Source organism: Halopseudomonas sp., from assembly GCF_041579695.1.
Classification (GTDB): Bacteria; Pseudomonadota; Gammaproteobacteria; order Pseudomonadales; family Pseudomonadaceae; genus Halopseudomonas.
In genome coordinates this window covers 18,804-32,463 of record NZ_JBFGFI010000012.1, presented here as the reverse complement: position 1 = coordinate 32,463, position 13,660 = coordinate 18,804, and the positions used below count along the sequence as shown (strand labels likewise).

Annotated in this window: 10 protein-coding genes and 1 tRNA gene; 5 read left to right on the top strand and 6 right to left on the bottom strand. The window is 59.0% G+C overall.

What is annotated here, in order from left to right; translation table 11 throughout:
- Positions 1-4 precede the first annotated feature (4 nt).
- From ABYA88_RS04660 to ABYA88_RS04635, 6 genes are all read right to left on the bottom strand, one after another.
- Positions 5-1,012: a hydroxyacid dehydrogenase gene (locus tag ABYA88_RS04660; RefSeq protein ID WP_373185726.1), complete on the bottom strand. Its 1,008-nt coding sequence runs from the start codon at positions 1,010-1,012 to the stop codon at positions 5-7.
- A complete protein-coding gene (gene ppsA, locus ABYA88_RS04655) occupies positions 1,009-3,411 on the bottom strand; it encodes a phosphoenolpyruvate synthase (RefSeq protein WP_373185724.1) in 2,403 nt (800 codons plus the stop codon). The genes ABYA88_RS04660 and ppsA overlap by 4 nt, the downstream gene beginning before the upstream one ends.
- Positions 3,408-5,957 carry a glycoside hydrolase family 65 protein gene (locus tag ABYA88_RS04650; RefSeq protein WP_373185722.1) on the bottom strand — a complete coding sequence of 850 codons (2,550 nt, stop codon included), beginning with the start codon at positions 5,955-5,957 and terminating at the stop codon, positions 3,408-3,410. The genes ppsA and ABYA88_RS04650 overlap by 4 nt, the downstream gene beginning before the upstream one ends.
- Positions 5,954-7,567, bottom strand: coding sequence for a trehalose-phosphatase (otsB, locus tag ABYA88_RS04645; protein WP_373185721.1), 1,614 nt, complete (start codon positions 7,565-7,567; stop codon positions 5,954-5,956). The genes ABYA88_RS04650 and otsB overlap by 4 nt, the downstream gene beginning before the upstream one ends.
- Positions 7,564-7,914, bottom strand: coding sequence for a cation transporting ATPase C-terminal domain-containing protein (locus ABYA88_RS04640; RefSeq protein WP_373185720.1), 351 nt, complete (start codon positions 7,912-7,914; stop codon positions 7,564-7,566). Before ABYA88_RS04640 ends, otsB begins: the two co-directional genes overlap by 4 nt.
- 373 nt (positions 7,915-8,287) lie before the next feature.
- Positions 8,288-8,374 (bottom strand) — tRNA-Leu (locus ABYA88_RS04635).
- 208 nt (positions 8,375-8,582) lie between these two features.
- Between ABYA88_RS04635 and rnr the strand changes: the two genes are divergently transcribed.
- From rnr to ABYA88_RS04610, 5 genes are all read left to right on the top strand, one after another.
- A complete protein-coding gene (gene rnr / locus ABYA88_RS04630; protein ID WP_373185718.1) occupies positions 8,583-11,105 on the top strand; it encodes a ribonuclease R in 2,523 nt (840 codons plus the stop codon).
- Between the two features lie 19 nt (positions 11,106-11,124).
- Entirely contained in the window at positions 11,125-11,871 is a 747-nt protein-coding gene (gene rlmB / locus ABYA88_RS04625) for a 23S rRNA (guanosine(2251)-2'-O)-methyltransferase RlmB (RefSeq protein ID WP_373185716.1), read from the top strand.
- A gap of 142 nt (positions 11,872-12,013) precedes the next feature.
- Positions 12,014-12,448, top strand: a complete 435-nt coding sequence (rpsF, locus tag ABYA88_RS04620; RefSeq protein ID WP_373185714.1) for a 30S ribosomal protein S6 — start codon at positions 12,014-12,016, stop codon at positions 12,446-12,448.
- Positions 12,449-12,489: 41 nt separating this feature from the next.
- Positions 12,490-12,720 (top strand): 30S ribosomal protein S18, encoded by a 231-nt coding sequence (gene rpsR / locus ABYA88_RS04615; RefSeq protein WP_373185713.1) that lies wholly within the window; start codon positions 12,490-12,492, stop codon positions 12,718-12,720.
- 38 nt (positions 12,721-12,758) lie between these two features.
- Positions 12,759-13,658 (top strand): hypothetical protein, encoded by a 900-nt coding sequence (locus ABYA88_RS04610; RefSeq protein ID WP_373185712.1) that lies wholly within the window; start codon positions 12,759-12,761, stop codon positions 13,656-13,658.
- The last annotated feature ends 2 nt before the right edge of the window (positions 13,659-13,660 follow it).

Genomic DNA, 13,660 nt, shown 5'->3' with positions numbered 1-13,660 from the left:
TTTTTTAGGGGTTTTTGACCAGGTTTTTCGGTTTGCCGCTAAGGTAGCTGTCGATGTTGCCCCGGGTTGTGTCGAGTATTCGCTGAACCGCATCGCGGGTATTGAATGCACTGTGCGGTGTGACAATGACATTGCGCATACGCAGCAGAATATGATCGGCGAGTAGCATATCGAGCTTGTGCTTTTCCTGAAAGTAGGTTCGCAGGAGCTCTGTTTCTTCACGTAAGACGGGTTCTTCCGGCAAAACATCGAGACCGGCAGCGGCCAGGCGACCCTCTGCAAGAGCTCTGAGGAGCGCCTCGGTGTCGACCACCGCGCCACGCGCAGTATTGATCAGTACTGTACCGTTTTTCATCGCGGCAAACTGCTCATGCGATATCATCTTCTCGGTGGTTCGATTCGCTGGCACATGCAGCGAGACCACGTCCGAGCGCGAGAGAAGTTCCTGGAGATCAACATAAGTGAGTCCGGTTTCATCGGCCAGCTGTGGTCGCGGATCGATGTCGTAGGCCAGCACCTGCATGCCGAAGCCGCGTGCAATGCGCGCCACGTTGCTGCCGATATCGCCTGTGCCCACGATACCGATGGTGCGACCGTGCAGATCAAATCCGCTCAAACCCTTCAGGGAGAAGTCGCCTCGACGGGTGCGATCAACCGCAGCGACGAGTTGGTGGGATATTGCAAGCAGCAGCGCGAAGGTATGTTCAGCAACCACGTGACCACCGTAGGTTGGCACGTTTGCCACAGCAATCCCACGCTCTTCACAATGTTCGATATCAATGTGGTCCACACCTGTTGAGCGCGTCGCTATTAGCCGGAGCCGTTCGAATCGTTTGAGCAAGTCGCGATCGAGCCGCGAATAAATGAAAACCGAAATGATCTCCGCATCGGCAACTTCAGACACGGTGGCCTTGTCGAGCGGTATTTGGTGATAGCGGATCTCATGATCCTGTTCCAGGCCTTCAAAGGCCGCATGTTCCCAGGGCTCGATTTCGAATATGGCGATTCTCATGGTTTGTTTCCCCGATGCGTTTGTTTTTCGGCTTCTGCGACAATGGATTTGACCTTGAGAAAGCTGTCGGGACTTACTGAGATGCTGTCGATGCCATGTTGCACAAGGAAAGCGGCAAACTCGGGGTGGTCGCTGGGTGCCTGGCCACACAGACCCGTATGAACGCCACTTTCGCGTGCCCGGGCAAGCAGGGTCGAGATCGCAGATTTCACCGCCGGGTCCTGCTCGTCGAATAGCGCGCTGAGCCGCCCACTATCACGATCAATGCCCAGCACCAACTGGGTCAGGTCGTTGGAGCCGATGGAAAAACCATCGAAGCGCGCGGCGAATTCCTCGGCGAGGAATACATTGGCCGGCAACTCTGCCATTACGAACACCTTCAGACCGTCGCGGCCGCGCACAAGGCCGTTCTCGGCCAGTACCTTGAGCACATTGTCCGCTTCAGTAATGGTCCTGCAGAAAGGAATCATGATCACAATGTTTTCCAGGCCGATTTCCTCGCGGGCGCGCCGTACGGCGCGACATTCCAGCGCGAAACCCTCGCGGTAGTCCTCACTGTAATAGCGGCTTGCACCGCGCCAGCCGAGCATCGGGTTTTCTTCCTTTGGCTCGAACTCGGCGCCACCGATCAGGTCCGCATACTCGTTGGTTTTGAAATCGCTCATGCGCACAATCACAGGATCAGGGTGGCGGGCAGCGGCAATACTGGCCATGCCACGGGCGAGAGAGTCGACGAAGTATTCACATTTGTCGGCATACACACTGGTAAGCGAGGTGATCTGGCGCCGGGCCTTCCTGTCCGAGAGCGTATCGAAATGAACAAGTGCCATCGGATGAATCTTGATCTGGTTGCCAATGATGAACTCCATGCGGGCCAAGCCCACTCCGTCGGCAGGCAGGCCCCACCAGCGCAGGGCGGCCGATGGATTCGCTAGATTCAGCATGATATGGGTACGCGTCTTGGGAATATCCGCGGTGTCGATTTCCCGCACGTCGAAATCCAGGATTCCCTCATAGACTCGACCCTCCGATCCTTCGGCACAGGAGACGGTGATTTCCTGACCATCGTTCAGCTTCCCGGTCGCATCACCCGCGCCCACGATAGCGGTCAGCCCCAGCTCCCTGCTGACGATCGCTGCATGACTGGTACGCCCCCCGTGGTCAGTGACGATCGCCGAAGCCTTCTTCATGATCGGTACCCAGTCCGGATCGGTTGTACCGGTTACCAGCACGTCACCCTCCTCGAGCTGATCGATTTCCTTGGCGCTCTGCAAACGACGCACCTTGCCCGATGCGATGGAGTCGCCGATCGCCTGGCCGCTAACCAACTGACGGCCTTTTTGCCTGAGATGGTAACTTCGGAGCGTACCCGCCTTGCGTCGCGATTGAACCGTTTCGGGCCGCGCTTGCACGATATACAGCTCTTTGGACTGGCCATCCTTCGCCCATTCCATATCCATGGGCTGGCCGTAATGTGACTCGATGGTGCAGGCCCAGCGGGCCAGCTGCAGTACTTCGTCATCGCTCAGAACGAACGATTGGCGCTCCTTGCGCGTCGTATTCACTGTCCGGGAAGTCGTATTGCCGGTCGCGTAGACGATCTTGGTTGCCTTGGCTCCCAGCGTTTTGGTGATAATTGGTCGCAGCGAAGGATTATCGAGCAACGGCTTGAACACCAGATATTCGTCGGGTTCCACCATGCCCTGTACCACGGTTTCGCCCAATCCCCAGGCGGCATCGATCAGCACGGAGCGAGGAAAGCCACTCTCGGTGTCAATCGAGAACATGACGCCAGATCCGGCCTTGTCCGAGCGCACCATCTCCTGGATGCCCACCGACAGTGCGACCTTCATGTGTTCAAAGCCGTGATTTTCCCGATAGATGATCGCGCGATCAGTGAACAGCGAGGCGAAACATTTCTTGCAAGCCTCGAGCAAGGCATCGTCGCCACGGATATTCAGGAAAGTTTCGAGTTGTCCGGCGAAACTGGCTTCCGGCAGGTCCTCTGCGGTCGCGCTGCTGCGCACGGCGACGCTGGCTAGCGAGTGGCGTCCTTGATGTGGCATCTCACGATAGGAACGCAGTATGGCCTCGGCCAGCGGCGGCGGAAAATCCGCGTCAAGGATCATCTTGCGTACAGCCTTGCCGATTACGGCCAGGTTGCTCCGATCCTGCTTTAGGGCATCGAGTTTCTCTGCGAGGGGTGCAGCCAGTTCGTTTTCCTCTATGAAATGCCAATAGGCGTCGGCGGTAGTGGCAAATCCACCAGGCACGCGCACTCCCGACGCCTGCAACGCGCTGATCATCTCCCCTAGGGAGGAATTCTTGCCGCCAACGAGGGCGGTGTCCGTGCGGCGTAGGTCCTCAAGCCAACGTACCAGTGATGTTTGCTTGGTCATGGAGCGAATTCCTGTGTCGAGGGCGGCGCGGCGCGGTTTTCGTCGCGATTACGCTCCTGCGGCTTGAGCAGTTGGAATTCACACTCGTTGCCGGGGGCAAGGTCGCGATAGTGGCCGCGATAGGCGATCGTGATCGGACTGGTCGTTAGTGACCCGCTACGAATGCGCAGGACATCGTGATTGACGTCGACGTCGAGGTTCTGTCGGCGGTAATGCAATCTCACCCGAGTGCGCTGCAGGTCGTTGGGTAGCGCCGGATCAAAATGCAGGACGTTGGCGCGCATCTCGATGCCCAGATAGCAGCGTTGGATCAGATCGATGGTGCCGGCCATGGCGCCCACATGTATGCCTTCCGGCGTGGTGCCATTCTGGATGTCGGCAATATCGCTATCGAGGGCCTGGCAGAAGAGGTGCCATGAACGGGGACGATCTGACCGCGCCAGCACCCATGAATGCACGACCTGGCTGAGCGTGGAGCCGTGCGATGTCCGGGCCAGGTAGTAGTCCACATTTTTCGGTATGGTGTCATGGTCGAACGGGTAACCCAGCTGTTCGAACAGCAGTGACAGCTCATCCGCCGAAAACAGGTAGAACAGCATCAGCACATCGGCCTGCTTGGAGAGTTTGTACCGATTCGGCGTGTCGCCCTCGGCCTCCAGAATGCGGTCGAGACGATGGATATCACTGTATTTTTCCCGGTAGTGGTCCCAGTCCAGCTCTTCCAGATCGTCGTAGCCTTCGAATTGGCTGATGATGCCGTCGGCATTCATCGGCACCCGGAGCTTGCAGGCGATCCTGTGCCAGTCGTCGATTTCGTCAGGGCTCAGCCCGAGGCGTTCGCATAACTGGTTGCCGCGCATTCCCGGCAGAAGTTCGATAACATCCCGGGCGCGGGTCAACACCCAGGCGGCCATGATGTTGGTATAGGCATTGTTATCGATGCCTGTGGCCTTTTCCGGGTCTGCATCGGGGTAAGCGGTATGGTACTCGTCCGGTCCCATCACACCCTTGATCTCGTAACGGTCTATCGCGGAATTGTAGATGGCCGCACTTGCCCAGAAACGTGCGATTTCCAGCATCATTTCCGCCCCGTAGCTATAGAGGAACTCGCCGTCATCGGAAGCCTGGTGGTACTGCCAGATGTTGTAGGCGATTGCCGCATTGACGTGACGCTGCAGGTGGCTTGTGTCGGGGAGCCAGCGCCCGGATTTCGGATTCAGGTGCAACCGCTGAGTCTCCTCTCTACCGTCACTGCCGCTCTGCCAGGGGTACATCGCGCCGCGGAAACCGGCTGCCCGCGCCGCCCGGCGAGCTTCGGGCAGACGTCTGTGGCGATATCGCAGCAGCGCACGTGTGAGCATCGGCATACGCAGACTCAGGAAGGGGAAGATAAACAGCTCATCCCAGAAGATGTGCCCGCGGTAGGCTTCGCCGTGCCAGCCGCGGGCGGGGATGCCGGTATCAAGGTCAATGGTGTGTCTGGATGCAGTTTGTAAAAGATGAAACATGTGGATCCGCAGCTTGAGCTCGGTTGCCGGCGCTGCACAGTCTTCGATCTCGATGTCGCACATCTCCCATAGCTGTTTCCAGGCAAATGCGTGGCTGGCGAGCAAAGTGTCAAAGCGTCCGGCCAGCTCGAGCGTCCGGAGAGCTGCTAGCCCGGGTTCGGATATGGCCCAGTCGCGTGAGGAGAACAAGGCAGCGATTTTCTCGATCACGACGGGCGAGTCCTCATCCATGCGGCAGAAGATCTCGTGGGCGATCTGTCTTTCCTGCATCTGGGTATCACGACCGGCTTCGATCCGTGTGCCATTGCGATACAGTCGAGTGCGCGCTGCCTGGACGACGCCAAGGCCGGACTGATTCGTCCGGCAGCCTAGTAATAGAGTGTCTGCGGCAGGCTGATCCAGCTTGAGAGCGTCCAGGTGGCGAGCTGCCAGATCGCGATAGCGAGCCACCCCGCAATTAATCACGCTGCCGTCGAGAGCGCTGCGCACCGTCAGCTCCCCGGTCCAGTTCTCTGCATTGAGCTCGACGCTCAATCCGGCCAGGTGCTTGTCGGCCATGCTGACCAGACGACGTTCTTTCCAGCGGGTGATATGGCCTTCCGCATCGCGGAACCTCAGCTCGCGGCGCAGTATGCCGTGGCGCAGGTCCAGTTCCTGGCGGAATGACAGTAACTCGACGTCGTCCAGCCGAAACCAGGCACCTTGGTCGATCCGGAAAGTAAGCGGCAACCAGTTCGGGAAATTGACCAGTTCTTCATTCTCGACCTGGCGTCCGGCGATTTCGCTGGTCAAGCGGTTGTAACCCCCTGCGAGATAGGTTCCGGGATAGTGCACGTCGTCCATCTGGCAGTCCGGTGCGACGCCACGGGTAACAAAATAGCCGTTCCCCAAGGCGAAGAGCGCTTCGCGCAGGCCTTCCTTCCCGGGCAGGTAATCCTCGTGAACAAAGGACCAAGCCCCGGCATGCGTTTGCCCCTGCGCAGGCTGTTGCAGGGGGGGCGACGGGTTATTCAGAGACTTGTCCGTACGGTGTGTCATGGCTGCGCCTCCTGTCCGGTTGCCGTGCTGTTGGCGAGCGCTGTCAGCATATCGAGCAGGCGTTTCACATCCCGGGTATCAGCTACCGTATAGTCCGCCGCGCTCTGGCGTGATTCCTCGTGCCGTACCGCAATGCACAGCCCGCGTCCCGCGAGTACCTGGAAGGCATCCTCGTCGGTGATGTCGTCACCGACGTACACGGGGGTCAGGCCGGGATGCTCTCCACCCAGACGCTGTAACAGCCAGAGCACCGCCGCGCCCTTGTTCCACTCGATGTCGGGCCGGATTTCGAACACTTTCTTGCCGTAACCCAGGCGCAGCAAAGGATGCTCGTCAAGCGTGCGGTCTATGATTGGCCGCAGCTCGCTGACATTGTCATCCGCGACCTGCCGATAATGGACGGCAATCGAGAATCTCTTGCGTTCCACCGAGTGGTCCTTGATGTCGACCAGCCGCTCTTGCAGCGCATGCTCCACTTTGTCGAGCTCGCTAAGAAACTCGGTTCCCTGCTGCAGATGTATTCCCGACGCCTGTGGGCCGGCGATGTCGAAACCGTGGCTGCCGGCGTACCAGAGGTGATCGAGGCCGACCAGCTCCTGCAGTCGGGTAAGATCACGGCCGCTGACAATGATGACCGCACATGTACTGGCAAGCGCTGCAATGGCGGCGCGCATGTCTTCGGCGAGCAGGGCTTTGGTATGGTCCTTGACGATGGGCGTCAGAGTGCCGTCATAATCGAGAAACACGGCCAGGGCTTTGCCTGCCATGCGCTGGTGGATTTCGTCCTGTCGGTCCCATACGCTTGGTAGATTCGCCAGTGTCTTGACCTTCAGGCCTTCGCCACGAGTAAAGCAGGTCTCGCTCAGGTCATGCACGACCATATCAGCGCCGGCCGCCTTCAGGTCGTCGGCATAGTCGCCGCGCGCCACGCCGATCACCAGGCCGAAACCGCCCCGTGCTCCGGCCGCGACGCCAGCTATGGCGTCCTCGACCACGACGCTGCGCTCTGGATCAGCGTCCAGGCGCCGAGCCGCTTCCAGCAGCATCGCTGGGTCCGGCTTGCCGGGCAAGCCCAGCTCCGCTGCATCAACACCGTCCACCTTGGCATCGAACCGGTCGAGTACGCCGGCATAACGCAGTACCGTTTCGGCGTTACGGCTGGCCGAAAATACTGCGATTTTGATTCCGGCGGCGCGCAAGTCTTCGAGCAGGGTGAGTGTTCCCGGGTACACAATCACCTGGTTTTCCTCAAGCCATGCATTGAAATACTGGTCCTTGCGATTGCCAAGGCCACACACGGTCTCAAGATCGGGAGCATCGTCCTGATGGCCGTAGGCCAGCTCAATGCCGCGTGATTCCAGAAAGCTTCTGACGCCATCCATACGGGGCTTGCCATCCACGAACTGACGATATTCGCGAAGCGGATCGAAGGGTTCGAATGGATCGCCCAGCCGCTCGGCGCGCGCGTTCAGGAACTCATTGAACAGCCGCTGCCACGCACCGGCATGGGCCGATGCTGTATCGGTTATTACGCCGTCCATATCAAACAGCACGGCATCAGGTCCTGCCATCAGCTCGGTAGTGTTCCCGGTATCTGCGCTCGCGGTCATCTTGCCTCCTTACCCTTTGCGCTATCGCTACCCACCTCATGATGCTTGCTAGCTGTTTTCTGCCTGCGTCCCGACAACAGTCTGCGTACCCCGATCTTTTCAATCTCGATTACCAAAAACAGACTCAGCGCCATCCCGATGCAGTAGAGCCAGGCCGTAGCATCAAGTGGTTCGGTATCGAATAGCTGGTTCATGAACGGTGCATAGACAAACAGCAACGGCAACGCGTGGCAGCAGCCGATCGCCACCAACACCACCTTGTTGCCGCTGGCCATTTCCCCGGCTGGCAAGGCGTGCCAGGCGCGGTTATCTGTTTCTGTATTCTGATTGGTATCGGATTGACCCATAAACTGCCCCTGCCAATAGCGTGACGCTGACTCGGAAGGATGTCCTTACAAAGTCATCCGACACAGCGGCTGGTCTCAGGTTCAAGTGCAATACCGGTTTGCGGGAAGGGCGGCCAAAGGGCAGATTCAGCAGGGAGCGTTGTCAGTTGGCCAGCAATCATGGCCTGGCGAACAGCTAGCCAGCAGGCCCAGTGGGGCTTGTGGTGAGGCTGTATCGTATTGAAGATAGCCCTGGCGGGCAAAGACAGGCCATTAACCAAGTTTCTTGGGCGATTAGGCTTGAGTGGGTTGCGCGTTGCGGCTGCGAGAGTTGCAGCGAAGAAGGTGTCCAGGCAGTTCCGGACTTTTGGTAGTTCTGATTGCAGTTCTGAAATGGTGCCCAGGAGAAGACTCGAACTTCCACGGCCTTGCGGCCACCAGCACCTGAAGCTGGCGTGTCTACCAATTTCACCACCTGGGCATTTCAGTCAATCTGGATGCTATGCTGAAACTGGCGTTTCGCGTTGCAACCGTTGTCGTGTTGACGGCGCGAATAATACGTAGCGCCCACCGGGTTGTAAACCCCCTGGTAAAAAAAAACCGTATTTGTCGGAAACAGGTGCATGGAAAGCCAATTCGCGGTTCAATAGAAGACTATGACGAAAAAATCAATATCAAAAGACTCGGCTGTGCCGAGCAACTCTGAACGTACTTCCGCATCATCAGTCGACTGGACCGCAATAGATCCAGAAGCGACACGCGAAGCCCAGAAATACGAAAATCCCATCCCCAGTCGCGAGCTGATCCTCAAGCTTCTCGAAGACCGTGGTGCGCCAGCTACCCGGGCGCAGCTGCAGGACGAGCTGGGTATCTCCGGTGAGGAGGGCATTGAAGCCCTGCGGCGCCGGCTGCGTGCGATGGAGCGCGATGGCCAGCTGATCTATACGCGCCGGGGCGCCTATGCGCCGGTCGACAAACTCGATCTGATCAAGGGCCGGGTCCAGGGCCACCGCGACGGTTTCGGTTTCCTGGTGCCAGAAGGCGGTGGTGATGACCTGTTCCTCAGCCCGGCACAGATGCGCCTGGTATTCGATGGCGACAAGGTGCTCGGCCGCGTGACTGGCGTCGACCGCCGTGGCCGCAGCGAAGGCACTGTTGTCGAAGTGCTCGAGCGCGCCCATGAAGTTCTGGTCGGCCGCTATTATCGGGAGAACGGCATTGCCTATGTGGTTGCCGACAACGCTAAAATCAACCACGAAGTGCTTATCCAGCCTGGCTGCGAGCACGATGCCGAGCCCGGCCAATTCGTCGAGGTAAAGATTACCCAGTGGCCAAATATTCATCGCCAGGCCCAGGGCGAGGTTGTCGAGGTGGTTGGCGATTACATGGCGCCGGGCGTCGAAATTGAAGTGGCGCTGCGCAGTTACGATATTCCCAGCGTATGGCCCCAGGCAGTGCTGGACGAGGCTGCCAAGCTCAAGGATCAGGTCGAGGAAAAGGACAAGCTCAAACGAATCGATCTCAGGCACCTGCCGCTGGTCACGATTGACGGTGAAGATGCCCGCGACTTCGACGACGCGCTTTATTGCGAGCCGCAGAAAGCCAGCGGCTGGCGTCTGTTCGCTGGTGGCTGGAAGCTGTATGTGGCAATCGCCGATGTATCCCACTACGTGCCGGTCGGTTCGGCGCTGGACGAGGAAGCAGAGCTGCGGGGTACTTCGGTCTATTTCCCCAGCGAAGTAGTGCCGATGCTGCCGGAGGCGATCTCCAACGGCCTCTGCTCGCTGATGCCTCAGGTTGACCGTCTGGCACTGGTCTGCGAAATGACGCTGTCCAAGAGTGGCGAGCTGACCTCCTACGAATTTTGCGAGGGCGTGATTCACTCCCACGCTCGACTGACCTATAACAAGGTGTCGAGCATGCTCGAGCACCCGCGCAGTCAGGAAGGTATCGCGCTGTCGCAGCAATATGCCGAGGTGCTGCCTGCACTGAAGGATCTGTATGATCTTTACAAGGCGCTGGCCAAGGCGCGGCAGGGGCGTGGTGCGATCGATTTCGAGACTACCGAAACACGCATTGTGTTCGGCGAGAACCGCAAAATATCCGAGATCCGTCCGACCACGCGTAACGACGCGCACAAGATTGTCGAGGAGTGCATGCTGGCAGCCAACGTTGCCACTGCGCGATTCCTCGGGGATCTGGAGCTTCCAGGTCTGTACCGCGTGCACGACGGTCCCAAGCCGGAGAAGGTCGAGCGTCTGCGCGAATTTCTCAATGCGTTGGGCATTTCACTGACGCGCAAGAAGGGCGATCCGACACCCGAGGATTACGCCGAGGTGCTACGCAAGGTGCAGGGGCGTCCGGATGCTCAGCTGATCCAGACCGTGATGTTGCGGTCGCTCAGTCAGGCGGTCTACAGCCCGCACAATGCAGGCCACTTTGGTCTCAATTACGAAGCTTATACGCACTTCACCTCGCCGATCCGGCGCTATCCAGACCTGCTTACCCATCGGGCGATTCGCAGCGTCATCCGTTCGCGGCGCAACACCGATCTGGTCAAGCGCGCCGGTGCTGGCACCATCCCCAAGGCGGCTATCTATCCTTACGATATGCCTGCTCTGGAGCGCCTGGGTGAGCAGTGCTCGCAGAATGAGCGTCGGGCCGATGAGGCGACACGAGATGTTGTCAGTTGGCTCAAGTGCGAATTCATGCAGGACCGGGTAGGTGAGAGTTTCGACGGCCTGGTCACTTCGGTCACCGGTTTCGGCCTGTTTATCGAGCTCAAGGACATCTACATCGAAGGTCTGGTGCATATCACCGCGCTGCCCGCCGATTACTATAACTTTGATCAGGTGCATCATCGCCTGGTCGGTGAGCGCTCGGGTCGGAGTTTCCGGCTCGGCGATACCGTCCGCGTGGTGATCGCCAGGGTGGATCTCGACGAGCGCAAGATCGATTTCGAGATGGACAAGACTCAGCCGGAGAATCAGCGCACAGACGTTGAAGCCAGTCGCGCCGCACGCAAGGACCTGATTGAGGGTTCGAAAAAGGCCGGTGCAGGTGCGCCCCGGCAGGGCCGAGCGCCGCGTTCCAAGGGCGGGGCCAAGCCCCCGGCTAGCAAGAAGCCGGGGGAAAAGTCCCCTGCTGGTTCAGGCTCGCGAGCACCCAGGGCGCCCCGCGCCCCGCGTGCGCCGCGCAAGCCCAGGGCCTGAGGCGAGTGACTCTGCAATCATGAGCGATAGCGAATACGTATTTGGTGTGCATGCAGTTCAGGCGATGCTCGAGCGTTCGCCCAAGAGGGTCAGGCGGCTGATGCTGACACGCGGGCGTCTGGACGCTCGCGCCCAGACCCTCGCCGATCTGGCCGAGGGTATCGGGGTATCCATTCAGCGTCTTCCCCCGGAGGACATGGATAAACTGGTCGAGGGGGTACACCAGGGCGCAGTCGCCGAGGTGTCTGCCAGTCAGATGTGGTCCGAGGAAATGCTCGATCGGTTGCTGGATGGCCTGGAGGCGCCAGCCTTGCTGCTGGTGCTCGACGGCGTCACTGACCCGCATAATCTGGGCGCCTGTCTGCGTAGCGCCGACGCCGCTGGCGCCCATGCGGTGATAATTCCGCGCGACAGGTCGGCAAGCCTGACACCGGTGGTGCGCAAGGTCGCCTGTGGTGCGGCTGAGACTGTTCCGCTGGTTGCAGTCACCAATCTTGCCCGTACGCTCAAGCAGCTGCAGCAGCGCGGGCTATGGGTGACAGGCGCGGCGGGGGAGGCCCAGCAGCTGATTTACCAGGTCGACCTCAAGGTGCCGAGCGTAATCGTCATGGGCGCAGAGGGCAGCGGTATGCGCCGCCTTACCCGAGAGCACTGCGATTATCTGGCCAAGTTGCCGATGGCAGGCGCGGTATCCAGTCTGAACGTATCCGTCGCCAGCGGAATCTGTCTTTTCGAAGCGGTACGGCAGAGAACGCAGAAATCCTAGCCAACAGCCAGCTTAAAGCTTCCTGCTTCCCGTAAAAGCTTGCAGCTTCCCCACCTCTCCCATAGAATGTGCGCCCCAAACTAGAGTTCTACTCCTTGCCAGACCATGTTGGGTGGCTGGCTACAACCCGTAAGGAGCACTAATGCGTCATTACGAAATCGTATTCCTGGTTCATCCGGACCAGAGCGAACAGGTCGGCGGTATGGTCGAGCGTTACACCAAGCTGATCGAAGAGGACGGCGGCAAGATTCACCGTCTGGAAGATTGGGGCCGTCGTCAACTGGCCTATCCGATCGACAAGATCCACAAAGCTCACTACATCATGATTAACGTCGAGTGCAGCGCCAAGGCACTGGAAGAGCTGACCGAGAACTTCCGTTACAACGATGCCGTTATCCGTAACATGGTCATCCGTCGTGACGAAGCCATCACCGAACAGTCCGACATGCTCAAGCCCGAAGATACCGGTCGTGGTGAGCGTCGCGAGCGTCGCGAGCGTCCTGAAGGTGACGAGAGCGATTCCGATACCGAGCGCTCTAGCGACAACGACAACGACAACGACGGCGACGACGAGTAAGTCATCCCGGTCCCAATTCCAGTATTCAAGGAGACGCTGCCATGGCACGTTTTTTCCGTCGCAGAAAGTTCTGCCGCTTCACCGCTGAAGGCGTTAAAGAGATCGATTACAAGGATCTCACCACTCTGAAGGCTTACGTTACCGAGACCGGCAAGATTGTTCCCAGCCGTATCACCGGGACCAAGGCTCGTTACCAGCGTCAGCTGGGTGTTGCCATCAAGCGCGCCCGTTACCTGGCTCTGCTGCCGTTTACCGACAGTCATAGTCGCTGATAGGCAAATAATTCCGTAATCAGGGAAATCTAACCGGCATGCGTGGGTTGGCTGAATACATCATGCGCGGTCGCAGGCAGGCTACTCTTGTAGTAGCCCTTGCCGCGGCCATACCGCTGTTGTTCTGGGTCAGCGCCGCTGCCCTTGCTCTTGTCGTGCTCAGGCGCGGCATAAGCGAGGCGTTGCCGGTACTGGCCTGGGGTATTCTGCCGGCCATTGCCTGGGCTTGGGTTGGCGATCTCACGCCGCTACTGGTGATAGGTGGCAGCGTGGCGCTGGCAACGCTGCTGCACAGTCGTAGCGACTGGGCAGCGGTGCTGCTGGCCTCGGTCCCACTCGGCCTGGGTTATGCGCTGCTGCTGCTGACTGTGCTGAACGAGCCTTTGCTGGCGTTGGCATCACAGATCCAGGAGCGGTTGCCACAGCTGCTCGCGGACATGGGCGGCTCAGTCGACGAGGCCGGTATGGCCCGTATCGAGGCTTTGCTGGTGCCTGTGCTGGCCGGACTGATGGGCACTGTGCATTCGCTGATGGTGCTGGTAAGTATCATGGTGGGGCGCTCGTGGCAGGCACGGCTATACAATCCGGGTGGATTCCGTGAGGAGTTTCACCGCATACGATTGTCGCCGGTTGTCGCCGGTATCCTGCTACTGGTAACGCTGTTTGGCCCGCAGTTTGGTCAGGTCGCGTTGCTCGCACCGATAACCAGCTTACCGCTGATGATCGCTGGGTTGGCATTGATACATGGCATCGTCGGGATCAAGAAGTTCGGCGCTGTTTGGTTGGTGATACTCTATGTGGTATTCGTTCTTGCCGCTCAGTTTGTGTATCCCCTGATTATGTTGTTGGCATTTATAGATAGCCTGTTCGACTTTCGTTCCCGTCTTGCGCCGGCCCCGGGCCCCCGTGACGATGACGATCCGAACGGCCAAGACTGAAT